The organism is Streptomyces xylophagus, assembly GCF_000716435.1.
Taxonomy (GTDB): Bacteria; Actinomycetota; Actinomycetes; order Streptomycetales; family Streptomycetaceae; genus Streptomyces; species Streptomyces xylophagus.
Genome location: NZ_JNWO01000005.1, coordinates 84,798 through 110,785 on the forward strand (window position 1 = coordinate 84,798; position 25,988 = coordinate 110,785).

Annotated in this window: 23 protein-coding genes; 15 read left to right on the forward strand and 8 right to left on the reverse strand. The window is 70.6% G+C overall.

Going from position 1 to position 25,988, the window contains the following annotated elements; translation table 11 throughout:
• Position 1: 1 nt before the first annotated feature.
• On the reverse strand, positions 2-877 hold the full coding sequence (locus tag OO70_RS11790; protein WP_043668113.1) for an undecaprenyl-diphosphate phosphatase: 876 nt from the start codon (positions 875-877) through the stop codon (positions 2-4).
• Positions 878-1,195: 318 nt separating this feature from the next.
• Here OO70_RS11790 and OO70_RS11795 point away from each other — a divergent pair, with 318 nt between their 5' ends.
• From OO70_RS11795 to OO70_RS11805, 3 genes are read left to right on the forward strand one after another with little or no spacing between them, the layout of a single operon-like run.
• Complete coding sequence (locus OO70_RS11795) at positions 1,196-2,386, forward strand: Gfo/Idh/MocA family protein (protein WP_078651381.1); 1,191 nt, start codon at positions 1,196-1,198, stop codon at positions 2,384-2,386.
• Complete coding sequence (locus OO70_RS11800) at positions 2,383-3,321, forward strand: DUF6807 domain-containing protein (protein ID WP_043668115.1); 939 nt, start codon at positions 2,383-2,385, stop codon at positions 3,319-3,321. Before OO70_RS11795 ends, OO70_RS11800 begins: the two co-directional genes overlap by 4 nt.
• Complete coding sequence (locus tag OO70_RS11805; protein WP_043668118.1) at positions 3,315-4,064, forward strand: cupin domain-containing protein; 750 nt, start codon at positions 3,315-3,317, stop codon at positions 4,062-4,064. Before OO70_RS11800 ends, OO70_RS11805 begins: the two co-directional genes overlap by 7 nt.
• Before the next feature lie 29 nt (positions 4,065-4,093).
• Here OO70_RS11805 and OO70_RS11810 read toward each other — a convergent pair whose 3' ends face one another.
• Positions 4,094-4,585 carry a winged helix-turn-helix transcriptional regulator gene (locus tag OO70_RS11810; protein WP_043668121.1) on the reverse strand — a complete coding sequence of 164 codons (492 nt, stop codon included), beginning with the start codon at positions 4,583-4,585 and terminating at the stop codon, positions 4,094-4,096.
• Between the two features lie 103 nt (positions 4,586-4,688).
• On the opposite strand from OO70_RS11810, the gene OO70_RS11815 reads away from it, so the two are divergent.
• Positions 4,689-5,873 carry a thiolase family protein gene (locus tag OO70_RS11815; protein ID WP_043669018.1) on the forward strand — a complete coding sequence of 395 codons (1,185 nt, stop codon included), beginning with the start codon at positions 4,689-4,691 and terminating at the stop codon, positions 5,871-5,873.
• Between the two features lie 43 nt (positions 5,874-5,916).
• On the opposite strand, the gene OO70_RS11820 is transcribed toward OO70_RS11815, so the two are convergent.
• Positions 5,917-6,720: a TVP38/TMEM64 family protein gene (locus OO70_RS11820; RefSeq protein ID WP_043668124.1), complete on the reverse strand. Its 804-nt coding sequence runs from the start codon at positions 6,718-6,720 to the stop codon at positions 5,917-5,919.
• Positions 6,721-6,770: 50 nt separating this feature from the next.
• Here OO70_RS11820 and OO70_RS11825 point away from each other — a divergent pair, with 50 nt between their 5' ends.
• The 3 genes from OO70_RS11825 to OO70_RS11835 all read left to right on the forward strand — a co-directional run bounded on the left by OO70_RS11825 (position 6,771) and on the right by OO70_RS11835 (position 9,934).
• The gene (locus tag OO70_RS11825) at positions 6,771-7,493 is read left to right on the forward strand and encodes a DNA alkylation repair protein (RefSeq protein WP_043668127.1); all 723 of its coding nucleotides are present in this window, start codon (positions 6,771-6,773) and stop codon (positions 7,491-7,493) included.
• 300 nt (positions 7,494-7,793) lie between these two features.
• Positions 7,794-8,963 (forward strand): elongation factor Tu, encoded by a 1,170-nt coding sequence (gene tuf / locus OO70_RS11830; protein ID WP_043668130.1) that lies wholly within the window; start codon positions 7,794-7,796, stop codon positions 8,961-8,963.
• Between the two features lie 125 nt (positions 8,964-9,088).
• Positions 9,089-9,934, forward strand: a complete 846-nt coding sequence (locus tag OO70_RS11835) for a spermidine synthase (RefSeq protein ID WP_043669019.1) — start codon at positions 9,089-9,091, stop codon at positions 9,932-9,934.
• On the opposite strand, the gene OO70_RS11840 is transcribed toward OO70_RS11835, so the two are convergent.
• A complete protein-coding gene (locus tag OO70_RS11840; RefSeq protein ID WP_043668133.1) occupies positions 9,896-11,203 on the reverse strand; it encodes an MFS transporter in 1,308 nt (435 codons plus the stop codon). The two genes, OO70_RS11835 and OO70_RS11840, sit on opposite strands and share 39 nt — an antisense overlap.
• A gap of 89 nt (positions 11,204-11,292) precedes the next feature.
• Positions 11,293-12,309 (reverse strand): membrane protein, encoded by a 1,017-nt coding sequence (locus OO70_RS11845; protein ID WP_043668136.1) that lies wholly within the window; start codon positions 12,307-12,309, stop codon positions 11,293-11,295.
• A 151-nt stretch (positions 12,310-12,460) separates the two neighbouring features.
• Between OO70_RS11845 and OO70_RS11850 the strand changes: the two genes are divergently transcribed.
• On the forward strand, positions 12,461-12,898 hold the full coding sequence (locus OO70_RS11850) for a DUF4442 domain-containing protein (protein ID WP_043668139.1): 438 nt from the start codon (positions 12,461-12,463) through the stop codon (positions 12,896-12,898).
• Between the two features lie 72 nt (positions 12,899-12,970).
• Here the strand turns inward: OO70_RS11850 and galU are convergent, their stop codons facing one another.
• Positions 12,971-13,936: a UTP--glucose-1-phosphate uridylyltransferase GalU gene (gene galU, locus OO70_RS11855; RefSeq protein ID WP_043668142.1), complete on the reverse strand. Its 966-nt coding sequence runs from the start codon at positions 13,934-13,936 to the stop codon at positions 12,971-12,973.
• Between the two features lie 342 nt (positions 13,937-14,278).
• On the opposite strand from galU, the gene OO70_RS11860 reads away from it, so the two are divergent.
• The 6 genes from OO70_RS11860 (at position 14,279) to OO70_RS11875 (ending at position 21,712) form a co-directional block, all read left to right on the forward strand.
• On the forward strand, positions 14,279-16,129 hold the full coding sequence (locus OO70_RS11860; RefSeq protein ID WP_234336826.1) for an RICIN domain-containing protein: 1,851 nt from the start codon (positions 14,279-14,281) through the stop codon (positions 16,127-16,129).
• A 266-nt stretch (positions 16,130-16,395) separates the two neighbouring features.
• Positions 16,396-18,885: a beta-glucosidase family protein gene (locus tag OO70_RS11865; protein WP_043668147.1), complete on the forward strand. Its 2,490-nt coding sequence runs from the start codon at positions 16,396-16,398 to the stop codon at positions 18,883-18,885.
• 127 nt (positions 18,886-19,012) lie between these two features.
• A complete protein-coding gene (locus OO70_RS54505) occupies positions 19,013-19,243 on the forward strand; it encodes a hypothetical protein (protein ID WP_158711445.1) in 231 nt (76 codons plus the stop codon).
• A 106-nt stretch (positions 19,244-19,349) separates the two neighbouring features.
• Positions 19,350-20,849 carry an amidohydrolase gene (locus OO70_RS11870; RefSeq protein WP_043668149.1) on the forward strand — a complete coding sequence of 500 codons (1,500 nt, stop codon included), beginning with the start codon at positions 19,350-19,352 and terminating at the stop codon, positions 20,847-20,849.
• A complete protein-coding gene (locus tag OO70_RS54510) occupies positions 20,836-21,048 on the forward strand; it encodes a hypothetical protein (RefSeq protein WP_158711446.1) in 213 nt (70 codons plus the stop codon). The genes OO70_RS11870 and OO70_RS54510 overlap by 14 nt, the downstream gene beginning before the upstream one ends.
• A 13-nt stretch (positions 21,049-21,061) precedes the next feature.
• Positions 21,062-21,712, forward strand: a complete 651-nt coding sequence (locus OO70_RS11875) for an isochorismatase family protein (RefSeq protein WP_051741165.1) — start codon at positions 21,062-21,064, stop codon at positions 21,710-21,712.
• Positions 21,713-22,518: 806 nt separating this feature from the next.
• Here the strand turns inward: OO70_RS11875 and OO70_RS11880 are convergent.
• A complete protein-coding gene (locus OO70_RS11880; protein ID WP_407702763.1) occupies positions 22,519-23,874 on the reverse strand; it encodes a lysine N(6)-hydroxylase/L-ornithine N(5)-oxygenase family protein in 1,356 nt (451 codons plus the stop codon).
• Positions 23,875-23,973: 99 nt separating this feature from the next.
• Between OO70_RS11880 and OO70_RS11885 the strand changes: the two genes are divergently transcribed.
• Positions 23,974-24,927 (forward strand): methionyl-tRNA formyltransferase, encoded by a 954-nt coding sequence (locus tag OO70_RS11885; protein ID WP_043668154.1) that lies wholly within the window; start codon positions 23,974-23,976, stop codon positions 24,925-24,927.
• A 171-nt stretch (positions 24,928-25,098) separates the two neighbouring features.
• On the opposite strand, the gene OO70_RS11890 is transcribed toward OO70_RS11885, so the two are convergent.
• Positions 25,099-25,986, reverse strand: a complete 888-nt coding sequence (locus OO70_RS11890) for an ABC transporter ATP-binding protein (RefSeq protein WP_043668157.1) — start codon at positions 25,984-25,986, stop codon at positions 25,099-25,101.
• Positions 25,987-25,988: the final 2 nt, after the last annotated feature.

The following is a 25,988-nucleotide window of genomic DNA, read 5'->3' on the forward strand; positions in this document are numbered from 1 at the left end:
CTCAGTTCGCCGACTCGGCCGCGTGCGGGCTCAGTGCGCCCGCCGTCACCAGCGCGATGATGACGATGCCGAGGGCGATGCGGTAGTAGACGAACGGCATGAAGCTCTTGTGCGAGATGAACTTCATGAACCAGGCGATTACGGCATATCCGACCACGAATGCGATCAGTGTCGCGAACATCGTCGGGCCCCACGCGACATGCCCTTCCTCCGCCGCGTCCTTCAACTCGAAGGCGCCGGAGGCCAGTACGGCCGGCATGGCGAGGAGGAAGGAGTAACGGGCCGCCGCCTCACGGGTGTAGCCCATGAACAGGCCGCCGCTGATGGTCGCGCCCGAGCGGGAGACGCCGGGGACAAGGGCCATCGCCTGGCAAAGGCCGTACAGGAGGCCGTCCTTGGCGTTCAGGTTCTCCAGTGTCTTGCGCTGCTTGGGCGCCCGGTGCCGGCCGCCCGTCTCGTCGCGGGCCGCGAGCCGGTCGGCGACGCCGATGACGACGCCCACCACGATCAGCATCGTGGCGGTGATGCGCAGGTCCCGGAACGGCCCCTCGATCTGGTCCTTGAGCGTGACTCCGAGCACGCCGATCGGGATGGAGCCGACGATCACCAGCCAGCCCATCTGGGCGTCGTGGTCGCGCCGCATCTCCTTGTTCGTGAGCGACCGGAACCACGCGGCGAGAATCCGCCCGACGTCCTTGCGGAAGTAGATCAGCACGGCTGCCTCCGTACCGAGCTGCGTGATCGCCGTGAAGGCCGCGCCCGGGTCCTTCCAGCCGGAGAAGGCCGCCGTAAGCCGCAGATGCGCACTGGAGGAGACGGGGAGGAACTCGGTCAGCCCCTGGACGAGCCCGAGGATGAGGGATTCAAACCAAGACATGGAGTGACGACGTCCAAGTGCTGATCGTGGAGCGGCAAAGGGCACACCAAAACGCCGCGCGCGGTGATCGAGTGTGTATGAGAGGCAGCGTAGCGTCCCGGTGTGACAGGCCCGACACAGGGGTTTCACGGCGTGGGCGACTCCGGGCACAGGGGTTTCGCGGGCGGCCGGGCGACTCCGCACACAGAGGTTTCACGAGTGGTCCGACGACTCCGGCTTCGCGGTGTTGACCAGCTGCGGGGGCGGCGCATACGTTGCAGCGGAGGAAAGCGCTTGCTGGACGCGCTCGCTGTCTCCGGAGGAGTGCTGATCACGCCCATGTCCACACCCGCCACCCACCCCGGGGCGTTCCAGCCCTTGTCGCCGCTCACCGGCCGCCGCGTCAGGGCCGCCGTGGTCGGCGCCGGTGCCATCGGCCGCGGCTCCCACTTCCCGGCGCTGGCCCGGCTCGCCGAGGAGGGTGAGACCGAGGTCGTCGCGGCCGTTGACATCGATGCCAACTCGGTCGGGTCCTTCTGCGCCGAGGCCGGGATCCCGCACGCCTACACCGATCTGGAGCAGATGCTCCGGGAACAGCGGCCCGACCTCGTCACCATCTGCACCCCGCCCACCCTGCACCGCGCGCAGACCGTCGCCGCGCTGCGGGCCGGCGCCTGGGTGTGGTGCGAGAAGCCGCCGGTGCCGAGCCTGGCCGACTTCGACGCCGTGGAGGACGAGGAAGGCCCCGAAGAAGAGGGAGAGGCCGGCGGGCCGTACGCCTCCATCGTCTTCCAGCATCGCTTCGGCTCCGGCACCCGGCATGTGCGGCGGCTGCTCGCCGAGCGGGCCATGGGACGGCCGCTCGTGGCGCACTGCCAGACCACCTGGTACCGCGACACCGCTTACTACGCCGTGCCCTGGCGTGGGCGCTGGGCGACGGAGGGCGGCGGTCCGGCGATGGGACACGGCATCCACCAGATGGACCTGCTGCTCGATCTGCTCGGGCCGTGGAGCGAGGTGAAGGCCATGGCCGGGCGGCTGGTGCACGACGTGGAGACCGAGGACGTCTCGACCGCGCTGGTCCGCTTCGAGAACGGCGCGATGGCGACCGTGGTGAACAGCGTGCTGAGCCCCGACGAGGTCAGCCGTATCCGCATCGACTGCGAGCGCGCCACCGTCGAACTCACCCACCTGTACGGGCACAGCAACGACAACTGGCGCATCACACCCGCCCCGGACGTATTGGGTGAGGAGGTCGCGGCCTGGCAGGACTTCGGGCCCGACGTGCCGAGTTCGCACCTGGAGCAGCTGCGCGAACTCGTCGTGAGCATGCGGGCCGGCGAACGGCCGCGCAGCAGCGGCACGGACGGGCGCACCAGCCTGGAGCTGATCACCGCGCTCTACAAGTCGGCGTTCACGGACACGACCGTACGGGCGGGCGAGATCGGTCCCGGCGACCCCTACTACACGGCGCTGCACGGTGGCGCCCCCGGCTGGGCGCCCGTGGCGCGCGAGGAGGTGTCGGCGTGACCGGCCTGCGTATCGTCCACGCCCACGGCGACCGCATCACGGTGACCGAACCGGCCACCGGCGTCGAGCTGTTCAGCTACGTGTACCGGCCCGAGGCCGCCTGGGAGGCGCCCAAGCCGTACCTCCACCCGATCAGGACGCTGGCCGGTGACGTCGTCACGGACTACCGGCCCAACGACCACCGCTGGCACAAGGGCCTGCAGTTCACCGCCTCGCATCTGTCGGGCGCGAACCTGTGGGGCGGCAACACATACGTTCACGGCGAGGGATATCTCGAACTCCCAGAGCGGGTCGGGTCGATGGCCCATGTCGCCTTCGACGAGATCGACATCCACGACGACGCGGGCGCCGAACGTCTCGTCATCGCCGAACGGCTGACCTGGCACCCGTACAGCGGCGAACTCTGGGCCGACGAGCAGCGCCGGATCGAGGTGCACGATGTCGACACGGAGTCCGGTTCGTGGGCGCTGACCTGGACGAGCGCCGTGACGAACCGCCGTGCCGAGCCGCTCCTCTTCGGTAGCCCGACCACCGCGGGACGCGAGGCGGCGGGCTACACGGGCCTGTTCTGGCGCGGACCCCGTGCTTTCCGCGACGGCCGGATCATCGGCCCCGACGGCGAGGGCCCCGAGCTGATGGGCACCCAGGGCCCCTGGCTCGCCGTCTCCGGCGAACACGACGGCACCGACGGCCACGCGACCGTCGTCTTCGCGCACGCCCCCGAGAACGATCACACCGGCGCCCAGGGCAGCCACCCCGACCACTGGTTCGTACGCAACGAGCCGTTCGCGGGGATCGCTCCCTCCTTCGCCTTCTACGACGAACTGGAGGTGGCCCCCGGCGACACGCTCACCCGGCGCTACCGCGTCGTCGTGGCCGACGGAGCCTGGGAGCGGGAGGAGATCGCCAAGTACTTGGAGGCGCGCCCGTGGTGAGTGGTTTTTCCGGGCTGCCGGGTGGGGTCGCGGTCTCGCATCTGTCGGTCTACGACTGGCCGGCCGAGGCCGGCGTTGACGAGGGTGTGTGCGGCGGAACTCCCCATATGCACCTGACCTGTTCGGAGGGGTACGTCGTCACCGGCGGGCGGGGTGCGGTGCAGACGCTCACCATGGCCGACACAATTTCCGGCACGACGTCCGGATACGAGGTCACGCCGCTCGCGGCCGGGACGGTCGCCTGGTTCACGCCGGGGACCATCCACCGGCTCGTCAACGAGGGCGACCTGCGCATCACCGTCCTCATGCAGAACAGCGGGCTGCCCGAGGCGGGGGACGCGGTGCTCACACTGCCCCCGCAGTACCTCACCGATCCCGAAACGTACGCCGCCGTCACCGTGATCCCGGCCGACGCGCCCGAGGCGGAGCAGGAACGCGTCGCCCGAGCCCGGCGCGACCTCGCGCTGGAGGGCTACGAGGCGCTGCGCTCCGCCGAGGGTCCGGAAGCGCTGACCGCTTTCCATAAGGCCGCCGCCGCGCTGGTACGACCACGGCTCGCGGACTGGCGCGAGCGGTGGGAGCGGGGCGCGCGGGCCGCCGCCGCGGCCACGGGGGAGCAGCTCGAACGGCTCGAACAGGGGGACTTCTCCCACCTCGCCGATGCTGTTGTACGGGCTGAACAGCCTTCGGCGTACGGGAAGTTCGGGATGTGCGGGCGGTTGGACGTTTACAAGGGTGCGTGACGCGCTTCGTTTCTGATCAGGGTTTTTGATCAGGCGGCCGTCGGGCCCGTCACTGTCCAGCCGGGGGTCTGCGGGTGGGCCGTCAGGTCCTCGTGGCGGACGGGGTCGCCGCAGGCGGTGCAGGTGACGGCAGGGACCAGTTCGTTGCCGCAGATGTGCTCGATCACCATGGGGCGGTCGAGCGTGTCCTTCCGAAGATGGCGGTCGCCCCACGCCATGAGGGTCATCAGAACCGGCTCCAGTTCGAGACCCGCCTCCGTGGGCCGGTACTCGAAGCGCTGCGGGTGCTCGCTGTACGTCCGCCGGGTCAGGATCCCGGCGTCGACGAGGCGGCGCAGCCGGCTGGCCAGGACGTCGCGCGGGGCGCCGATGTTGCGGACCAACTGGTCGAAGCGGCGGTTGCCCAGGCATACCTCCCGCAGGACGAGCAGGGAGTACTTCTCGCCGACGAGTGCGAGGGCGTCGGCGATGGAGCAGGGGCGCGGGTCTTTCGGGGCGGGCTTGTTTTTTGGGTCGGCCATAGCACCCACTTTAAGGGAGGGTTTGATTTTCCAACTCACGGGGCTATGGTGAGTTTGGATTTCCTACTCACTGGTAGTTCTGGCTGTCATGGAGGCCCGCACCATGTCTATAAAAATTGGGCGTGACGCAGTGATCGTCGAAGCCGTACGCACGCCCGTGGGCAAGGGCAAGCCGAACGGCACCCTCGCTCAGGTCCACCCCGTCGAACTCCTCGCGCACACCCTGCGCACCCTCGTCGAACGCACCGGGATCGCCCCGGAGGCCATCGACGACGTCATCGGCGGTACGGTCACCCAGGTCGGTGAGCAGGCCGTCAACATCACCCGGCAGGCCGTGCTGTCGGCGGGCTTCCCGGAGTCGGTGCCCGCGACCACGGTGGACCGCCAGTGCGGCTCCTCCCAGCAGGCCGTGCACTTCGCGGCGCAAGGTGTGATCTCGGGGGCGTACGACCTGGTCGTGGCCTGTGGAGTGGAGTCCATGGGGCGGGTGCCGATGGGGTCGGCCGTGCTGCCCGGCACGGACCCATTCGGCCCCGGTGTCGCCGGGCGCTACCCGGAGGGCCTCGTCCCGCAGGGCATCAGCGCCGAACTCATCGCCGCGAAGTGGTCGATGACACGCGATCAGCTGGACGCCTTCGCGGTCTCCTCGCACCACAAGGCGGCCGCCGCGTGGGACGCGGGTCTGTTCGACGCCCAGGTGGCGCCCCTGGCGGACGCCTCGCGCGACGAGTGTGTACGGCCCGGCAGCACGACCGAGATCCTCGGCGGCCTGAAGCCCGCCTTCTACGACCCGAGTTATGCCGAGCGCTTCCCGCAGATCGAGTGGAACATCACCGCCGGCAACTCCAGCCCCATCAACGACGGTGCCTCCGCCGTCCTCATAACCTCCAGCGAGACCGCGGCCCGTCTCGGCCTGCGCCCGCTCGCTCGGCTGCACAGCTTCGCCGTGACCGGTTCCGATCCACTCCTCATGCTCACCGGCGTCATCCCGGCCACCGAGAAGGTGCTGCGCCGGGCCTCGCTCACCCTCGACGACATCGACCTGTTCGAGGTCAACGAGGCGTTCTCCAGTGTCGTTCTGGCCTGGCAGCAGGAGACGGGCGCCGATCTCGCCAAGGTCAACGTGCACGGCGGGGCCATCGCGATCGGGCATCCGCTCGGCGCGAGCGGTACGCGGCTGACGACCACACTCGTGCACGCGATGCGGGACCGCGGGGCGCGCTACGGGCTACAGACGATGTGCGAGGCGGGCGGCCTCGCCAACGCGATGATCCTGGAAGCTGTCTGAGCTGTCTCGTTGTTTCCCGTCTGGGTGCTGCCCGTCCGGTTGTTCAGTGGTCCCGCAGGTGGTGGCGCTTGCGCCAGGCCACCACCGCGCCGCCCAGGGCGGGCAGGGCGATGCAGGCCATCGCGATCAGGAACGCCGGCGAGGTGGGGCTGGAGGCACGGGCGCCAGCGACGACGTACGCGGCGGTGTTCGGGATCGACCCGAGTGCCGTCGCGAGCAGGAACGGCATCCAGCGCATGCGGGAGACGGCGGCGCAGTAGTTCACGCCCCAGAACGGCAGTCCCGGGAAGAGTCGTGCCGCCATCATCGAGCGGAAGCCGTGCCGGCTGAGCTGGCCGTCTGCCGCCTTGAGCCATCGACCCCGCAGCAGCGGGCGCAGGGCGTCCTGGCCCAGCACGCGGCCCAGGCCGAAGGAGATCCCGGCGCCGAGCACCGTGCCCGCCAGCGCCGAGACGGTGCCCAGCTGGGAGCCGAACAGGGCGCCCGCCGCGAGGTTCAGCAGCGGGCGCGGTACGAACGCCACGCTGCACAGGCCGTACGCCGCCGCGAACACCAACGCGGCCATGGCGCCGCCGAGTTGGGGCGGCCAGCCGTCGGAGAGCAGCCGCTGCGGATGGAAGAGCAGCACCGTCGACGCCGCCCCGGCGAGCAGGACGAGGAGCAGCGACAGCCGCGACCACGGCGAGAGCAGGGCTCTCGTGCAGCGCGAGGCGAAGCTGGTCGGGACGTCGGGCACCAGGGGGGCGACGGGCACGGCCGCGGGTACGGCTACGGCGAGCTCCGTGGCTACGGCCCGGGGAGAGGCCGTGGCGGTGCCCCCAGAACGGGTGGTGGCATCGGCGAGCATGTCGGCGACACTAACCGACCTGTGTATGTGATCGCCGTATGGTTCGTCTCATGAGCGTCACAGGTGCGGGCACCCCGGCGGTGCCCGGCAGCGTTCTCGCCGACACCGTGCTGGAGCGGCTCACCGCTGCGTACGCCGCCGCGGCCGACCCCGAGCGGGCCGCGCCGATGCGGGCGTACATGAAGGACGTGGCGCCCTTCCTGGGCCTCCCCACACCCCTGCGCCGTGCCCTGTCCCGCACGGTCCTGGAGGGCACGCCCCGCCCGGACGAGGCCGACTGCGTCGCGATCGCCCTGCGCTGCTGGGAACTGCCGGAGCGCGAGTACCAGTACTTCGCGGTGGACTACCTGCGCCGCCATGTGAAGCGCTGCACGTCCGGCTTCCTGCCGGTCGCCCGGTACCTCGTATCGACCGTCCCCTGGTGGGACACCGTCGACGCACTCGCCTCCCACGTAGTGGGAGGCCTGGTCGCCGCCGATCCGAAGCTCAAGGCCGACATGGACGAGTGGATCGTCGACGACGACCTGTGGGTCGCCCGTACGGCCCTGCTCCACCAGCTGACCTACAAGGAGCACACCGACACCGAGCGCCTCTTCGCGTACTGCCTGCGCCAGTCCGGACACCCGGACTTCTTCATCCGCAAGGCGATCGGCTGGTGCCTGCGGGAGTACGCCTGGACGGATCCGGAGGCGGTACGTGGGTTCCTGGCGAGGGAGAAGGGGCGGTTCGCGCCGCTGTCGGTGCGTGAGGCACTGAAGAACATCGGGGCCTGAAGAACATCGGGGCTTGAAGAGCGTCGGCACCTGAACTCCGGTGCCCTCATAAATCATTCGACTCGGGGCAAAGCGTCGGCAATGATCGGCGTCATGTTCCGGTACGCCTTCCACCTCGCAGCATCCGCGGTCGCGGATGCCCCGAAGGCTGCCGTTCCCGTCCTCGTTCCTGTTCTAGCGGCCGCAGTCGACGGCGCCCGAAGCTGACCCTCTCCGGATCGTCCGGCGGACCCCGCAGGGGGAGGGTCGGCGAGTCCTCGGGGTCCCCGCATCCACCTCACCAGGCTTCGAGGTACCGCCATGTCCAAAACGGCATACGTCCGCACGAAACCGCATCTGAACATCGGCACGATGGGCCATGTCGACCACGGCAAGACCACCCTGACCGCCGCCATCACCAAGGTTCTCGCCGAGCGCGGGGCGTCCACCTTCGTCCCGTTCGACCGTATCGACCGGGCGCCGGAGGAGGCCGCGCGCGGCATCACCATCAACATCGCGCACGTCGAGTACGAGACCGACACCCGGCACTACGCCCACGTCGACATGCCCGGCCACGCCGACTACGTCAAGAACATGGTCACCGGGGCCGCGCAGCTCGACGGGGCGATCCTCGTCGTCTCCGCGCTCGACGGGATCATGCCGCAGACCGCCGAACACGTGCTGCTCGCCCGGCAGGTGGGCGTCGACCACATCGTGGTCGCGCTCAACAAGGCCGATGCGGGCGACGACGAACTCACCGACCTGGTCGAGTTGGAGGTCCGCGAACTGCTCACCGCGAACGGCTACGGCGGCGACTCCGTACCCGTCGTACGGGTGTCCGGCCTCAAGGCCCTTGAGGGGGACCCCCGTTGGGCGGCGTCCATCGACGCGCTGCTCGACGCCGTGGACACGTATGTGCCCATGCCCGAGCGGTACTTGGACGCGCCGTTCCTGTTGCCGGTCGAGAACGTGCTCACCATCACCGGGCGCGGGACGGTCGTCACCGGTGCGGTCGAGCGCGGCACGGTCCGGGTGGGCGACCGGGTCGAAGTGCTCGGCGCCGCCGTGGAGTCGGTGGTCACCGGGCTGGAGACCTTCGGCAAGCCCATGGCGGAGGCGCAGGCCGGCGACAGCGTGGCGCTGCTGCTGCGCGGGGTGCCGCGTGACGCGGTGCGGCGCGGGCACATCGTCGCGGCGCCCGGCAGCGTCGTGCCCAGCCGGCGGTTCTCGGCGCAGGTGTATGTCCTGTCGGCGCGTGAAGGTGGTCGTACGACCGCTGTGTCGACGGGGTATCGGCCGCAGTTCTACATCCGTACCGCGGATGTGGTCGGGGACATCGATCTCGGTGAGGCGGGGGTTGCTCGGCCCGGGGACACCGTCACGATGACGGTTGAGCTGGGGCGGGAGGTGCCGTTGGAGCCGGGGCTCGGGTTTGCGATCCGTGAGGGTGGGCGGACTGTGGGGGCCGGGACTGTTACGGAGGTTGACTGACGGCTTGGTGGGCTGATGGGGCGTGGGTGGCTGCGGGTCCGTTGTGGCTGGGCGCGCAGTTCCCCGCGCCCCTTTGGGGCGCCTGCCGAGCCCGGTGCTTTCCCGGCACCGGCACAATGGACTCCGTGAACGAGCCGATACCCGTGACCCGGGACGTTGATCACGGGACTGCCAAGCTGATGCCCGATGTGGATCGGGATCGGGCCTGGCTGTTGACCGTTGATGGGGCGCCGCAGTCGTACGTGGACCTGGATGAGCCGACGCATCTGGAGTTCGAGTACACGCGGCGGCTGGGGCATGTGCTGGACGTCGTCGCGGAACGGGGGCGGCCGTTGGACGTGCTGCACTTGGGTGGTGGGGCGTTCACGTTGCCCCGGTACGTGGCCGCGACCCGGCCTGGTTCGCGGCAGGACGTGGTCGAGGCCGACCGGGGGCTGCTGGAGTTGGTCACCGAGTATCTGCCGTTGCCGGACGGCGCCGGTGTCACCGTGCACGGTGCCGATGCCCGTGCCTGGCTGGAGGCGGCGCCGGACGGTTCGGCGGACGTGATCGTCGCCGATGTGTTCGGTGGTTCGCGGGTTCCTGCGCACCTCACCTCCGTGACGTATGCCCGCGAGGCCGAGCGGGTCCTGCGCGCCGACGGCGTCTACCTCGCCAACCTCGCGGATGCCGCCCCCTTTGCCTTCCTGCGTGCCCAACTCGCCACGCTCGGCGCGGTGTTCGGGGAGCTGGTGCTGATCGCGGAACCAGGCGTACTGCGCGGACGGCGCTTCGGCAACGCGGTTCTCGTCGCCGCGCACCAACCGGTCGACACGGCGACCCTGACCCGCCTCGTGGCCTCGGACGTGTTTCCGGCGCGGCTTGAACACGGGTCCGCGCTGAGGGAGTTCATCGGGGGTGCGCGGCCGGTCCGGGACGAGGACGCGGTGCCGTCACCCGTGCCGCCGGACGGGGCGTTCGGGATCGGCTGAGTCGTCGGAGACGGCCCGTGTCTCCTGCGGTGTCACCTTCGTACGGCGCCGCAGGTTCCGGACCTCCGGCACGCACAGCACCGCTCCCGTGACCAACGTGACCAGCGCCGCGCACCCCCACAGGGCCGCCGTACGCCCGAAGGCCGACTCCGCGGGGCCCGCTGCCGCCGCGGCGATCGGCATCAGCGCGATCGAGCCGAACCAGTCGTAGGCCGAGATCCTGGAGAGTTTCTCCTCGGGGATCTCCTGGTGGAGTGCGGTCATCCACGAGACACCGAACACCTCGACCGTCGCCCCGGCGACGAACATCACCGCGAACAGGACTCCCACCGGCACCGGTATCGCGAGCGCGGCGGAGGGGAGGGCCAGGGGAAAGATGCAGAGCATGCCCGCGAGGAGCAGTCTGCGGGGTTTCCAGCGGGTCATCAGGAGGGCGCCGGCGACCGTGCCCGCGCCGAACGCGGCCAGGGCCAGGCCCCATGGACCGGCGCCGCCGAGGCTGTCGCGGGCGACGAGTGGGCCGTAGACCGCGTCGGCCGCGCCGACCACCGCGTTGGCGATGGAGAACGCCACGACGATGGACCACAGCCAGGGGCGGCCGATGAACTCCCGCCAGCCGTCCCGGAGATCGGCGAGCATCCCGCCGCCCGGTGCGCGCGGCGGGATGTGACTCACGTTGAGGAAGGTGCGGAGTCCTCCTGCTACGGCGAACGCCGCCGCGTCCACTGCGAGCACCCAACCCGGGCCGACCGCCGCGACCAGCGCGCCGCCGAGGGCCGCGCCGCCCAGGGACGCGCCCTGCATCGCCATGCGGAACACGGCGAACGCGCGGCCCGCCTGTTCGCCGCTCACCGTGGACATCAGCATGCCCTCGGCCGCCGGGCCGAAGAACGCCTGCCCGGTACCACCGAGCGCGGTCAGCAGCATCATCTGCCAGATGCGGGGCTCGCCGGTGAGGACGAGTACCGCGAAGGCCGCCTGGGAGGCGCAGCTGAGGGCATTCGCCGCGACCATGACGTGGTGCCGGGGGACCCGGTCCGAGATTGCGCCGCCTATCAGCAGGAACAACACCAGCGGCAGCGTGCGCGAGGCGGCCACCAGGCCCACGTCACCGCTGTCGCCGCCCGCGTCCAGCACGGCGAACGCGGCGGCGATCAGCGCGCCGTTCCCGCCGAGGCCGGTCGCCACCGCGGCGGCGGTCAACAGGGTGTAGTTGCGGCCCGCCCAGTCGGGTCGGCGCGGTCGGCGGGGAGAGGCGGTGGCGGTCACCGGGCGACTATCGCCGCAGGTGCCACGCCCTGCCAAACAGATTGCCGCCAGAATCCAGCCAAACGGTCAACCGCTCGACGAGCGGAGGGTCAGCTCGTGGCACCCGTCGGGTCGCCGTGCAGTCGTACGGTGCTGAGGATCTTCTGGATCGTCGCGTCGGGGATCTCCTCGCTGACGCCCTTCGCGCCGTAGAGGGTCCAGGAGACGTAGTCGGACGCCGAGTTCTTGAAGGCGAACGTGGTCGCCTTGCCGTCGGAGGAGCACTTGCCGGACTTCGGGACGCCGGACGTGTACGAGGTGGCGACGCTGCCCGTGACACCCGACTTCGTCGTGTACGGCTTCGCCGTGCCGATCTTCAGGTACTTCTTGGACGAGTCCTTCTGGTCCGTGTACCCGCCGAACGCGAACGCCGCCGCGTCGCCGCGGGCCGTGCTCGCGGTGTCCTTCGCGCCGTCCTCGCCCTTGGTGCCGCTCGACGCCAGCGACGAGGTCTCCTTGGTGCCGTCCTTGTTGTCGTCGGACTCGCACCAGTTCTGCTTCAGGTAGGCGGGCGCGGAGAAGCCGATGTACGGGGAGCCGTCGCCCTTCACCTCGTCCTCGAAGAAGGTGAACGTGCCCGGCTTGCCGACCTCCCAGTCGGCGGGGACGTCGAAGGCGGTGCCGTACTTCTGGTTGACGACGACCTTCCAGCCCGCGATCGTCGGCTGCTCGGTCTCGTCGCCGCGCGGGTTGTCGTCCGAACCCGAGGAAGAGGCACTCGGGTCCGCGGACGCCGACGGAGACTGGCTCGACGTGTCCTTGCCGCCGTCCGCCTTGTCGTCCTTGTTGCCGCCCAGGACCAGGTAGCCGGTCACACCCGCCGCCACGACGACGGCAGTCGCGGCGACGATCGCGACCAGCTTCGTCCGGTTTCCGCCGCCCCCGCCCTGTGGCGGCTGCGGACCGCCCGCGGGAGCCGGAGCACCCCACTGCGGTTGCTGCCCATAGGGGTTGGGCTGCTGGTAGCCGGGCTGCTGATACGGATTCGGCTGTTGGTACCCCGGCTGCTGGTACGGGTTGTTCTGCGGGTTCTGCTCGCCCCCGGGCGGCTGCTGTCCTGGCCACATGGGCAGTAACCCTAGTGCCGCGCGGGACACGGTGGGGTCACCGCCCCTTGACAGGGTCGTACCAACTCGGACCGGACGGCGTTTGCCGGCGCACAGGTCTGGCCCGCATTGGCTACCCATGGGTAACATGCTGCTCATGAGCGCAGATCAGATGTCGATAGGCGAGTTGCTGGCCGCCACGGTGCCGATGGTTCGCACCCTGAACCTGGAGTACCTGGAGACCAGTCCGGAGCGGGCCGTGCTGTCCCTGCCGGACCAGAGCGAGTACCGCAACCACGTCGGCGGACCGCACGCCGGTGCCATGTTCACCCTCGGCGAGTCCGCCAGCGGTGCGATCGTCCTCGCCGCCTTCGGTGACCAGCTCTCGCGGGCCGTGCCGCTCCCGGTCAACGCCGAGATCGCGTTCAAGAAGATCGCCCTCGGACCGGTGAAGGCCACCGCGACCCTCGGCCGCCCCGCCGCCGACGTCGTCGCCGAACTCGACGCGGGTGAGCGCCCCGAGTTCCCGGTCACCGTCGCCATCCAGCGCGAGGACGGCGCCGTGACGGGTGAGATGACGGTCACCTGGACGCTCCGGCCGAACGGCTGACCATCACAGAGCTGATGCAACAAGGGCCCGGTCGTCGCCTACGGCGTGACCGGGCCCTCGTGCGTGGGGAGTTCAGGCCGCGATCCGCGAACCGCTCTCGCTGTCGCCGGTCCCGCCGTTCTCCAGCCCTGCCACGAACTCCTTGAGCCACGCGACGAATTCGGGCCCCAGGTCGTCGCGATCGCAGGCCAGCCGGACCACCGTGCGCAGATAGTCGGCCTTGTCGCCGGTGTCGTAGCGCAGGCCCTTGAAGACGACTCCGTGGACCGTGCCGGCGGCTGCCAACTCCTGGAGGGCGTCGGTCAGTTGGATCTCGCCGCCGCGGCCGGGCGGGGTGCGCTCCAGGGTGGCGAAGATCGCGGGGTCCAGGACGTAGCGGCCGATGACGGCGTAGCGGCTCGGCGCGTCCTCGCGGGACGGCTTCTCGACCAGGCCGGTGACGCGCACGACACCGTCCTCGCCGGTCGGCTCGACGGCCGCGCAGCCGTACAAGTGGACCTGTTCCGCGGGGACTTCCATGAGGGCGACCACGCTGCCCGCGTACCGTTCGCGGACCTCGAGCATCTGACTGAGCAGGGTCTCGCGAGGGTCGATCAGGTCGTCGCCGAGGAGGACGGCGAAGGGCTGGTCGCCGACGTGGTGGCGGGCGCAGAGCACCGCGTGCCCGAGGCCGAGCGGGTCGCCCTGGCGGATGTGGTGGATGTCGGCGAGGCGCGCGGGATCGCGTACGGCGTCCAGGCGCACGGTGTCGCCCTTGGCGGCCAGGGCCTGTTCCAGTTCGAAGGCGTGGTCGAAGTGGTCCTCGATGGCCCGCTTGTGCCGGCCGGTGACCATCAGGATGTCGTCGAGTCCGGCCGCCGCGGCCTCCTCGACGACGTACTGGATCGCGGGCTTGTCGACGACCGGGAGCATCTCCTTCGGCGTCGCCTTCGTCGCGGGCAGGAACCGCGTGCCGAGCCCGGCGGCCGGCACGACCGCCTTGCGGACCGTGGGGACGGGGGCGGATGCGGGGGTGGCTGAAGAGTGGGGGGCGATCATGCGGTTCATGGTGGCCCACGGCGATGAGAGCGCCCCGAGAGAAACTTCGGAGTTCCCTGTGCACCTCCCTTAGTTCGCGGGGGAGTTGGAGATTGTGTGGAGACGCCTGTGGATACCGCGGGTAACCAATCTGAATTCCCCACGTTTTGAACATCGGTCACTCGAACTCCTTGTTTCCTGTCAGAGGCTTGTGCGAGTGTGAGCCACCTCATGAGGGCCAGTCGTGAGAAGGCAATGGTCAGGGTCGTTTCTGACACCTCATAGGTATGCACCAATCAAGCACCTGCTTTCCGATGGTCGGGCATTCGTATGCCGTCCTGCGGCTTGGAAGGAAAAGGTTCCGTGCAATCCCCCTACCCCCCACGCCCTCCGTTCGCGCCCCGCCCCGGGGCGAGTCCGGGGGAGTCCGACCGCAATCTCGTGGCGCAACTCGGCGATAAGGCCGCCGGCACCCGTGCCGTCGCCACGCTGCTCGCCCGCCATTGGCAGGCGACAAGTGAATATGCCTCCATCTGTCTCGCCTCCGCCGAGAGTTCGGCGTCCATGGTGGCGACCGCCGCCTTCCACCAGGTGCTTGCGGGCCGCGCGACCGGCGGCGCCCTGCGCCCCCAACTCCTTGTAGCGGTAAGGGAGATGGTGAAGAAGTGGGCGGCGGAGGAGCGAATTGCCGCGCTGCTGCCGGAACTTCGTAAACCCACCGGCGCCCGTGGTCTGCGCGCGGCACGACCCGGCACCTCCGAAAGGCGACTGCTCGCGGAACGCGCTTTCGGCGCGCTGTCGGGCGCCTCCCAATGCCTGCTGTGGCACACCGAGGCCGAGGCCGAACCCATATCCGTACCGGCCGGTCTGCTGGGCGTCGACGAAGCCACCGCGACGGCCGCGCTGGACCAGGCGCGTGAACAATTCAGGGCAGGCTGCGTTCGCGCCCACCGGGAACTCGCACCGACCCCGGAATGCCGCCACTACAACCGACTCCTCGACGTCCCGATCCGCCGCGGCGGCAGTCTGTTGCCTGATGTGCAACGGCATCTCCTGACATGCCGCTACTGCCGATTCGCGGCGGAACAGCTGAGCCATTTCGACGGCGGCCTCGAAGTGCTGCTCGCCGAGACCGTCCTCGGCTGGGGCGCCCGCCGCTACCTCGACTCACGGCCCGGCCGCGCGACCCGCGAGACCTCCGCGCGCGCCGCCCGCCATCCGGTGGGCCGCCACCGGCCCGTGCCGGACGGCCGCCTCGCCTTTCCGCGCAGGCACCCCAGGGCCGCGATGGTGGGCGTGGGTCTGACCTCGCTCGCCCTGCTCGCCACCGTGCTCGCCACCAAGGGCTGGACCGAGGGGGACAACCCGCCCGATCCGCAGGTCACTTGGGGTGCGCCCAGCGGCAGTTCGACCCGCCCGAGCCCTGTCGCCGCACCCTCGTCCGACGGTTCCGCGTCGGCCGCCTCCTCCGTCGGGGGAATCGTCCAGCAGGGCGTCCTGCGCAGCCTCGACTCGGGACTGTGCGTCGACATCCCGGACGGCCGGCTGGAGACCGGCGCCACCGTCGCCATGGCGGCGTGCTCGTCCGCCGGGTCCCAGCAGTGGTCGTACGACCAGGACGGTCTGCTGCGCAGCCTCGCCGATCCCGGACTCTGCCTGGGCTCCGACACCACCGCGGGCACGGTCACCCTGGCCGGCTGCCTGGTGCACGCGGGCGAGGTGCACTACGACCTGACCGTGCGCGGCGAACTCCTGCTCCGCTGGAGCCAGGGGCTGGCCGTCGCCCCCGTGAGCGGGAAGGCGGGGGCGCGGGTCGTGGTGACGGACCGGGACGGCTCCGCCGGGCAGCGGTGGGCGCTGGAATCCGACGCCGACGCGCGGGTGAAGCAGGGCGCACCGGACGGAAAGGGAGAGACGGAAGGGAAGGGCGCGCCGCCGGGGAGCGGCGCACCGAACGCACCGGAGCCGCCCGAGGGCGCACCCCAGGGAGACCCACCCCCGCCTCCCTCGAACCTGCCGCAACAGCAGCAGAACGACCCGCAGTACGCACCCCGCGCCGCCCAGGTCGCCTGCTGCGGCGACCCCGCGCCGGAACCCGAGCCCTCGGGCACCGGTACCGGCACCGGTACGGCCGTCGCCGCCGTGCAGCCACTGGTGACGGTCGTGACGGACGTCGTGGATACCGTCACCGGTCTGCTCCCGGCACTGCACTGATCGTGGGGCCGCCCCATCGGGGTGGCCCCACGCCTTTCCCATCACCTTCCCACCCTTCGGTTCTTGTCGACTCGCGGCCGATTCCTGTTCGGATCGTTGACACGAGTCAGCGGCGGTCATAGTTTTCCCGCCGCGCGATCGGTTCCTAACGGATCGTCAAGTCGGGCCTGACGCATAGTGCGTTCAGATTCCGAACACGGTCCGGGGCACCGAGGCGCACCTGCGGTCCACGACGTCGTGCCCGCACACCGAAGGAGTGACGGCTCATGACCGACACCGACATCGACACCGTGTCCCGGCGATCCGCCCTGCGCCTGCTCGGCGGCGCGATCGCGGTCGCCACCGCGGCCACCACCGGACTCATCTTCCCGTCGCACGCGAACGCGCAGACCAGACCCGAGGCGGGGGCCGGCCCCCGCGTCGAAGGACTCCTGGCCAGGCTCACCCTCGACGAGAAGATCTCCCTCCTGCACGGCGCCACCGACCCGAACTCGCTCGGCCAGGCCGGATACATCCCCGGCGTCCCCCGCCTGAAGATCCCGCCGCTACGGCTCACCGACGGACCGGCCGGCGTCCGCGTCACCGCACACGCCACCGCCCTCCCCGCGCCCGTCCTGCTCGCCTCCGCCTTCGACCCCGAACTCGCCCGCCGCTACGGCCGGGTCGTCGGCCGCGAAGGACGCGCCCTCGGCCAGGACGTCCTGCTGTCCCCGATGGTCAACCTCATCCGCACCCCGTACGCGGGCCGCAACTTCGAGACCTTCAGCGAGGACCCGCTGCTCGCCGGCGACCTGGTCGCCGCCGAGATCAAGGGCATCCAGGGCGAGGGACTCGTCGCCACCGTCAAGCACTTCGCGCTGAACAACCAGGAGAAGGACCGCAACACCATCGACGTACGGGTCGACGAACAGACCATGCACGAGATCGAGTTGCGCGGTTTCGAAGCGGCGATCGGTGCGGGCGCCGGCGCGGTCATGGGCGCGTACAACAAGGTCAACGGCACCTTCGCCTGCGAGAACAAGACCCTCCTCACCGACATCCTGCGCGGCCAATGGGGCTTCGACGGCTGGGTGATGACCGACTGGTTCGCCGCGCACAGCACCGTGGCCGCGATCACCGCCGGTCTCGACATGGAGATGCCCGACGGGACGTACTTCGGCGCGCCCCTCAAGTCGGCTGTGCAGAACGGCAGTTTGCCCGAGTCGTACGTCGACCGCGCGGTGCGCCGGATCCTCGGCGTCATGGACCGGTTCGGGCTCCTCGACGGCAGCGCGCCGCCGCGCCCCGACCGTGACGCGAAGGCGGGTGCGGCCGTCGCCCTGGAGGTCGCCAAGGCGGGCGCGACCCTGCTCCGCAACGAACACCGCACCCTCCCGCTGACCGACGGCTCCATCGCGGTGATCGGGCCCACCGGCAGCCTGCCCTTCGTCAGCGGCGGCGGCAGCGCGCACGTCGTACCGGACCACGCGGACAGCCCCCTCGACGCGATCAAGGCACGGGCCGGTTCCGGCACCCGGGTGACGTACACACTCGGCGAGGATCTGTTCGGCAAGGCGATCCCCGCGTCCGCGCTCACCCCCACCTTCGACAGCGAAGGACAGCGGGTGGACGCCGGGAAGACCTGGCAGTACGACGGCTCGCTCACGGTGCCGGAGACCGACGAGTGGACCTTCGTCCTCCACTTCTCCTCCGCGCCCACCGCCCGCCCCCAAGTCCTGCTGGACGGCGCGGAGTTGTTCCCGCTCGCGGCCGGATACGGCGAGTACTTCTCCGGCGGCCTGGTCTCGGCCGACCCCGACGGCCTCGGCGTACGCCGCAAGACCCTCACCCTCACCAAGGGCGCCCACACCCTGAAGATCACCGCCGCGGGCGGCGACGCCGGACTGCTGTTCCGGCTGCGGCGCAGCACCGGTGCGACCCGCGCGCAGGACGTCGCCGACGCCGTCACCGCGGCGCGCGCCGCCCGCAGTGTCGTCCTGTTCGCCTACGAGGACGCCACGGAGGGCCTCGACCGCACGAGCCTCCAACTCCCGGGAAATCAGACTCGGTTGATCGATGCGGTGACGGCCGCGAACTCGCGCACCACGGTCGTCCTCAACACCTCGTCCTCGACCTCGATGCCGTGGCTGGCCCGCACCGGCGCCGTCCTCCAGATGTACTACCCGGGCCAGGAGGGCGCCGCCGCCACGACCGCCGTCCTGTTCGGCGACTGCGACCCCGGCGGTCGGCTCACCCAGTCCTTCCCGGTCGACGACGCCCACCATCCGGTCGCCGGGGACCTGCTCCGCTACCCCGGCGTGAACGGCACCGAGGAGTACTCCGAGGGCATCCACGTCGGCTACCGCTGGTACGACGCGGAGGGCGTACGGCCGCTCTACCCCTTCGGGCACGGACTGTCGTACACCTCCTTCTCCTACGACGACCCGTCGGCGCGGTGGAACGGGCACGGGCTGGATGTGACCTTCACCGTCCGCAACACCGGGCGGCGGGAGGGCGTGGCCGTGCCTCAGGTGTACGTCGGGCGCTCACCGGATCTCCAACTCGACCAGGCTGTACGGGTGTTGGGCGGCTATCGGCGGCTCGTGCTGCGGGCGGGGGAGCGGCGGCGGGTCAGTGTTCGGGTCGATGCGCGGACGTTGTCGTCGTGGGATGCGCGGCGGCATGCGTGGGTGCTGGGGACGGGGCGGCGGTCCGTGTGGGTCGGGGCTTCGGCGGGGGATCTGCGGGTGCGGGCGAGTGTGGAGGTGAAGCGGTAGACGAGGCGAGGCGGTGCGTCGTCATCGGCCCTGCCGGGTGTGGTGGGTGGGGCCGGTGAAGGGGTGATCGGTGATCGTGTCACCCTGTCCTGACGAAGGCGGACTTCGCAGCGCATGAGGGGGGAACATGGCCGACAGTCGTGCTCGGTGGCGGTTGCGGGCCTGTGCGGTGGTGTTTTTCCTTGCTGGCGGCGGCTCGATCGTGGCTTCCCTACAGGATCGCGATCCGTGGTGGTCCTGGTTGCCGCATCTGTGGGTCGGTGTGCTGTTGGTCGCCGTCGGCCTCCTCTTGTTCCTGGCCGGCGGTCGCCGCAGTCGTCTCCCGAGAGTGAAGAAGCGCAGCCTTCCGCCGCTGTAGGGGACGGGGGTTCATTCGCAAGGTAAGGTAAGGCTTACTTTACTTGGTGGATGTGGTTGAGGGGTGTGCCCTCGGCATTCCCCTGTGTGGGGCGATGGAGGCTCATATGGCAGACAACGCAAGCGCCCCGGCGCCCGCGCTGACGCTCGCCCGGGTGCGGTTGGGCGCCGGTGGGCCGCTCGCCAGGGTGCGGGTGGCGGACGGGCGGATCACCCACGTCGTACCGGAAGCGGACGCGGATGCTGGTGCCGGCGGTGAGCAGGTCCTCGATCTCGACGGGCGGGTGTTGTTGCCCGGGTTGTGGGACGCCCATGTCCACCTCGCGGAGTGGGCGAGCGCCCGGCACCGGCTGGACCTGGCCGGGACCGTCTCCGCGCGGGCGGTTGCCGACCTCGTCCGGGAACGCGCCGGGGTATCCGATGGGACGGTGCTCTACGGCTACGGGTTCCGCGACGGGCTGTGGCCCGACGCCCCGCACAAGGCGCTGCTCGACGCGGTGCTGGCCGATCGGCCGGTCGCCCTGGTCAGCGCCGATCTGCATGCCGCGTGGCTCAACTCCGCTGGCCTCGCCCTCGTCGGCCGGGGCGACCACCCCACCGGACTGCTCAGGGAACACGAGGCCCACGAAGTCCTCGCCGCCCTCTCCGCAACGCCGGCCGAGGTCGTCGACGGCTGGATCGAGGACGCCTGCCGGGCCGCCGCCGCGCGCGGGGTCACCGGTGTCATCGACTTCCAGTTCGGCGACACGGTCGGGGACTGGGAACGGCGGTCGGCCCAATTCCGGCCCGCCGTACGGGTGTCGGCGGCGGTGTATCCGAGTCACCTGGACGCGGCGGTCAAGCGTGGCCTGCGCACGGGGGACGAGGTCGGGGCGAGTGGCGGTCTGGTGCGGGTGGGGCCGCTGAAACTCTTCACGGACGGCTCGCTCAACACCCGTACCGCCCTGTGCCGCGACCCCTACCCGGGTCTCGAGAACACGGACGGCGCCCACGGCATCGAGGAGACGGCCCCGGGCGAACTCGTACGGCTCATGCGCCGCGCCGCCGCGCACGGCATCGAACCCGCCGTGCACGCCATCGGCGACCGCGCCAACACCGTTGCCCTGGACGCCTTCGAGGCGGTGCGCTGTCGCGGCCGGATCGAGCACGCGCAGCTGCTGAGCCCCGAAGACCTTCCGAGATTCGCCCAGTTGGGAGTCGTCGCGGGTGTGCAGCCCCGGCATGCGACGGACGACCGCGATGTGGCGGACCGGCACTGGGCCGGACGTACCGAACGCGCCTTCGCCTACGGCGACTTGCTCGCCGCCGGTGCCCGGCTGGAGTTCGGTTCGGACGCGCCTGTCTCGCCGCTCGACCCCTGGCTCGCCATCGCGTCCGCCGTCAGCCGCACCGACGACGAACGTCCCGCCTGGCACCCGGAGCAACGTCTGTCCGTCCCGGACGCGTTGGTCGCGGCGGCCCGTGGACGCCGGCTCATCCGGGTGGGGGACCCGGCCGACCTCGTCGTCGTGGACGTGGACCCACTGGACGCCGATCCGGACACCCTGCGCACGATGCCGGTGCACGCCACGATGGCCAACGGCCGCTGGACTCATGGGCCTTACTGAGGCGGCGAGCGGCGAGCGGCGAGCGGCGAGCGGCGAGCGGCGAGCGGCGAGCGGCGAGCGGCGAGCGGCAAGGGGCAGGTGGCGAGCGGCGAGCGGCTGGGCGGCCTGCCGGGTTCGGGTGCCGGGCGCGGTTTGTGAGGGCCTGCTGCCGCCCGTGAAGATCTCCGACGCGTTCCCCACGACCTTCGACGACCGGTGAGAGGCCGATGCGCATGCCGACATCCGACATGGTCCCGTACGTCATGCCCGGCCCCGCCGCGCTGCCCCCGGACCGGACGGGCTGGGCCATCGACCCCGGCCGCGCTGCCCTGGTGGTCCTGAACGTCCAGAACCACTTCCTGCACGTGTTGCGGGAGTCCTCGGCTCCGGTAGGTGAACTACTCGCCGGAGTGGGTGAGTTGGCGCGGTCAGCGCGGGCGGCGGGCATCCCCGTCCTCTACACCCTCAAGACCGCCGAGCGGGAGCCGGACGGCCGGGAGAGCAGCTTCGGGCATCCGCGTCTCCCCGGCGGCGAGGACTCCCGTGACGTCGTGGACGCGATCCGGCCGCAGGTCGGCGACAGCGTGCTGGTGGCGAAGCGGTTCAGCGCCTTCGCCGGGACCCGACTGCGGCGCAGGCTCGCGGAGTTGGGGCGCGACCAGCCGGTGATCGTCGGGGTGTTCGCGCACACGCAGGTCCTGCTGACCGCGGCCGACGCGTGGATGCAGGACATGGAACCGTTCGTCGTCGCGGACGCGGTGGCCGACCGGGCGCACGAGGATCACCGGATGGCGGTGGAGTGGATCGCGGCGACGTGCGGGGCGGTCAGGACGGTGCGGGGTGTGGCGGATGTGTTCGGTGGGCCGAAGTCCCAACGCCGGTGATGTGACGGGAGGTTGACCGCTGCCGACGGCCTCGCGTGCGGTGATCCTGCTGGTGACTGGTGACTGGTGACTGGTGACTGGTGACTGGTGACTGGTGACTGGTGACTGGTGACTGGTGACTGGTGACTGGTGACTGGTGACTGCATCGAGCAGGGTCAGTGACCACCGGTCAGCGAGCCGCGTCCGGTAAGCACCGACTGAACCTTGGCCGCCGCGCCCGGCGTAGACCGAAACCTGGCCCCCGCTCCTGCGCGGAGCCAATCCCGGCGACCGTGCCCGTCGCGGGCCGATCCCGGCTGCCGCTCCTGCGTGGACCCAACCCTGGCTACCGTGTCCGGCGCGGCCTGATCCCCGCCGCCGCTCCTGCGGGGGCCCGGCCCTGGCCGCCGTGCCCGCGCGGAGGCACCCCTGGCCGTCGTGCCCGGCGCCGACTGATCCCGGCCGCTGTTCCCAGCGCGGAGCCAACCCCGGCTGCCGTGTCCGGCGCGGCCTGATCCCCGCCGCCGCTCCAGCGCGGGTCCGGCCCTGGCCGCCGTGCCCGCGCGGAGTCACCCCTGGCCGTCGCGCCCGGCGCCGACTGATCCCGGCCGCTGTTCCCAGCGCGGAGTCACCCCTGGCCGCCGTATCCGGCGCGGAGCCAACCCCGGCCGCCATGCCCGGCGCGGACCGATCTCGGCTGCCGCTTCCGGCGCGGACCCAACCTCGCCCCCCAGCGCGGACCCAACCCCCACTCGCCGCCCCGCCGCAGAAAAACCCCGGGCCCGGAAGGGACCGTACCCTCCGGGCCCGGGGAGTCGGGGGTGGCGTCAGACGGGCAACCTCGCTGCCTGTACCGAGCGGTGGATCTCCTCCGCTCGTACCGCGACCGTCGACAGCAGGGTGCTGGTCAGCCCGTGGGTGTGTTCGGTGCCGCCCTGGAGGTAGAGGCCGGCGGTTACCTCCGGGACTGTTTCGACCCGGTGGTCCCGGCCCACGCGGATCTCGTCGCCGTCGTCCCTCAGGCAGAGCTTGGCCGCCTCGCCGAGCAGCGAACTCAGGTCGCGGGGGCGGTAACCGGTGGCCAGGACCAGCACATCGGCCGACAGCACCTGCTTCTCGCCGGTGGGCAGGAACTCCACGGCGACGTCGAGACCACCGTCCGTCGCGGAGTCGACGGCGCGGATGCGGGAGACGTTGAGGAAGCGCAGCCGTTCCCGTCCGGCCACCTTCTCCCGGTACGCGGTGGCGTACAGGGCCTCGATCAACTCCATGTCGACAACGGAGTAGTTGGTGGAACGGTGGTAGTCGATGAGCGACTGCTTGACCTCGGACGGAGCCGAGAAGTAGACGTCCACTGCCTCCGGGTCGAAGATACGGTTCGCGAACGGGCTGTCGTCGGCGGGGGTGTAGCCGTACTTGGCGAACACCGAGCACACCTCGGCGTCCGGAAAGGTGCGGTGCAGATAGTCCACCGCCTCGGCGGCGCTCTGGCCTGCGCCGAGCACCACGGCCCGCCGTACGGGCGCGCCCGCCTCGGCCAGCCCGGTCGCCCGGGGTATCAACTCGCTGTTGTGCCAGACGCGTTCGCCCAGTTCGAGACCCGGCGGCACGTGCGGCTCAAGACCCATCGCCACGCTGATGTTGCGGGCCCGGCGGGTCACGGTCGTACCGGAACCCCTACCAGAACCGGGACTTGAACCCGAACCCGGTCCCGATCCGGAACCCGCAGGGTCGCGGGTGGTGACGTCGAAGAACGCGATCTCGCCGTCGTCGCCGCGCACCGGGTCGACGGCGACGACCTCGCTGCCGTAGGAGACCAGGTGGGAGACCCGTTCGGCCGCCCACTCGAAGTACTCGTGGAACTCCATGCGCAGCGGGAAGAGGGTCTTCTGGTTCAGGAAGTCGATCAGTCTGCCCTGCTCGCGCAGGAAGCAGAGGAAGCTGTAGTCGCTGGTCGGATTCCTCAGCGTGACAAGGTCTTTGAGGAACGACACCTGCATCGTGGCATCGTCGATCAGCATGCCCCGGTGCCAGCCGAAGCGCGGCTGCCGTTCCAGGAACAGCGCGTTGAGGCGACGGTCTGCCGGAAGGTTTCTGTTGTGCTCCTCAACCGCTATGGACAGTGCGAGATTTGACGGACCGAATCCGATTCCGAGGACGTCGTGGACAACGTCGGAATCCATGAGCGGTGACTTCACCGTGGCATCGCCTCCCTCAGGCAGCCCAATGCTAGATAAGGTAAGGCTTACCTTGCAATGGAGTCGTTGAAGGGAAGGACCGTCATGCGGGTCGTCATGCTCGGCTATCAGACCTGGGGTCACCGCACGCTGCAGGCGTTGCTGGACTCCGACCACGAGGTCGTGTCCGTCGTCACCCACCCGAAAAGTGAGCATGCCTACGAGAAGATCTGGGACGACAGCGTCGCCGAACTCGCCGAGAAGAACGACGTTCCCGTGCTGCTGCGCAACCGCCCCGACGACGCCGAACTCCTCGACGCCGTACGGGAAGCGCGGCCGGACATCATCGTCGCCAACAACTGGCGGACCTGGTTGCCCCCGGAGCTGTTCGACCTCCCGCCGCACGGCACCCTCAACGTCCACGACTCGCTGCTGCCGTCGTACGCGGGCTTCTCGCCGATCATCTGGGCGCTCCTGAACGACGAGCCGCGCGTCGGTGTCACCGCGCACCGCATGAACGGCGAACTCGACGCGGGCGACATCCTGATCCAGCGCTCGGTGCCGGTCGGGCCAACCGACACGGCGACCGACCTGTTCCACCGCACCGTCGACCTCATCGCGCCGATCGTGCGCGAGTCGCTCGACCTGATCGCCTCGGGCCGCGACGCCGGCCAGTGGGTGCCGCAGGACCGCGGGCGGGCCAGCTTCTTCCACAAGCGCTCGGCCGAGGACAGTCGTATCGACTGGAGTTGGCCCGCGGAACGCCTGGAGCGGCTCGTGCGGGCCCAGTCGGACCCGTACCCGAACGCGTACGCCTTCCACCGAGGTGAGCGGCTCAGGATCGTCTCCGCGGCCGTCTCCGAGGGGCGCTACGGCGGCACCCCGGGCCGGATCTTCATCCGCGAGGGCGACGGAGTGGTCATCGTGGCGGGTCCCGAGGCCCATACCGGGCGCGGCCGGGGGCTGTTGGTGCGCCGGGTGCGCACCGACGACGGCACCGAGTACGCGGCCGGCGACTACTTCCGCACCATGGGCGGGTACTTGACGTCCCGCCCGTGAGTGAGCGGGCCCACGTCGGTCGGCGGACGACGCTGGCGCGTCGAGCGCGGTGAGGGTAGGGGTTCGGAAAAGTGTGACACTTCTCGCGAAAGTGTCACACTTTTTCGGCGGTACCCGGCTGCCCGGCCCGCCGGCGGGCCGGGCAGCCGGGTACCGGCCCTCGGCGGGGCCTCACCGGGTCGTGACGGCGTTCTCGGGTCTCTCGGCAGGGGAGGCGCCGTCGTGGTGGTGCCGCCCCAGCGGGATCACCAACGGTGTGCCGCTGATCGGGTCGGGGGTGATCCGGCAGCGCAGGTCGAAGACGTCCTCGACGGTCGCCTCGGTGACGACATCGGCGGGCGCGCCCTCGGCGACGATGCGGCCGGCCTTCATGGCGATGACGTGATCGGCGTACCGGCAGGCCTGGTTGAGGTCGTGCAGGACCATCACCACCGTGCGGCCCTCGCGCCGGTTCAGGTCCGTGATCAGGTCGAGTACGTCGATCTGGTGGGCGAGGTCGAGATAGGTCGTCGGCTCGTCGAGGAGCAGGACGGGGGTGCCCTGGGCAACCGCCATGGCTATCCAGGCGCGTTGCCGCTGGCCGCCGGAGAGTTCGTCGACCGGGCGCTCGGCGAGTTCGGTCAGGTTGGTCGCTTCGAGGGCCGCGTGCACGGCCTCCTCGTCGGCCGTGGACCACTGTCGCCACCAGGTCTGGTGCGGGGAACGGCCCCGGCCCACCAGATCGAGGACGGTGAGTCCCTCGGGCGCGACCGGCGTCTGCGGCAAGATGCCCAGTTTCCGGGCGAGTTCGCGGGTCGGCACGGAACGCAGCGCCACGCCGTCCAGCTCCACCACGCCCTGGCGCGGCGCCAGCAGCCGGGCGAGCGCCCGCAACAGGGTCGATTTGCCGCAGGCGTTGGCCCCGACGATGGCCGTGATCCGGCCGGTCGGCACGGTGAGGTCCAGGTTCTCGACGACCACCCGCCCGTCGTAGGCGAGTTGGAGGTTTTGGGCGCGCAACTCGGGCCCCGGCGAGGGTGATTCGGGTGTCCGCGGGGCGCGCGGGTCAGTGGTCGACATGA

Coding starts and splice junctions, on each gene's coding strand:
- OO70_RS11810 (WP_043668121.1), bottom strand. CDS start 4,585: ATGGCCGACCCAAAAAACAAGCCCGCCCCGAAAGACCCGCGCCCCTGC.
- OO70_RS11845 (WP_043668136.1), bottom strand. CDS start 12,309: ATGTGGCCAGGACAGCAGCCGCCCGGGGGCGAGCAGAACCCGCAGAAC.
- OO70_RS11870 (WP_043668149.1), top strand. CDS start 19,350: ATGGCAGACAACGCAAGCGCCCCGGCGCCCGCGCTGACGCTCGCCCGG.
- OO70_RS11815 (WP_043669018.1), top strand. CDS start 4,689: ATGTCTATAAAAATTGGGCGTGACGCAGTGATCGTCGAAGCCGTACGC.
- OO70_RS11825 (WP_043668127.1), top strand. CDS start 6,771: ATGAGCGTCACAGGTGCGGGCACCCCGGCGGTGCCCGGCAGCGTTCTC.
- OO70_RS54510 (WP_158711446.1), top strand. CDS start 20,836: ATGGGCCTTACTGAGGCGGCGAGCGGCGAGCGGCGAGCGGCGAGCGGC.
- OO70_RS11890 (WP_043668157.1), bottom strand. CDS start 25,986: ATGTCGACCACTGACCCGCGCGCCCCGCGGACACCCGAATCACCCTCG.
- tuf (WP_043668130.1), top strand. CDS start 7,794: ATGTCCAAAACGGCATACGTCCGCACGAAACCGCATCTGAACATCGGC.
- OO70_RS11850 (WP_043668139.1), top strand. CDS start 12,461: ATGTCGATAGGCGAGTTGCTGGCCGCCACGGTGCCGATGGTTCGCACC.
- OO70_RS11820 (WP_043668124.1), bottom strand. CDS start 6,720: ATGCTCGCCGATGCCACCACCCGTTCTGGGGGCACCGCCACGGCCTCT.
- OO70_RS11875 (WP_051741165.1), top strand. CDS start 21,062: ATGCCGACATCCGACATGGTCCCGTACGTCATGCCCGGCCCCGCCGCG.
- OO70_RS11885 (WP_043668154.1), top strand. CDS start 23,974: ATGCGGGTCGTCATGCTCGGCTATCAGACCTGGGGTCACCGCACGCTG.
- OO70_RS11795 (WP_078651381.1), top strand. CDS start 1,196: ATGTCCACACCCGCCACCCACCCCGGGGCGTTCCAGCCCTTGTCGCCG.
- OO70_RS11790 (WP_043668113.1), bottom strand. CDS start 877: ATGTCTTGGTTTGAATCCCTCATCCTCGGGCTCGTCCAGGGGCTGACC.
- galU (WP_043668142.1), bottom strand. CDS start 13,936: ATGATCGCCCCCCACTCTTCAGCCACCCCCGCATCCGCCCCCGTCCCC.
- OO70_RS54505 (WP_158711445.1), top strand. CDS start 19,013: ATGGCCGACAGTCGTGCTCGGTGGCGGTTGCGGGCCTGTGCGGTGGTG.
- OO70_RS11865 (WP_043668147.1), top strand. CDS start 16,396: ATGACCGACACCGACATCGACACCGTGTCCCGGCGATCCGCCCTGCGC.
- OO70_RS11880 (WP_407702763.1), bottom strand. CDS start 23,874: ATGGATTCCGACGTTGTCCACGACGTCCTCGGAATCGGATTCGGTCCG.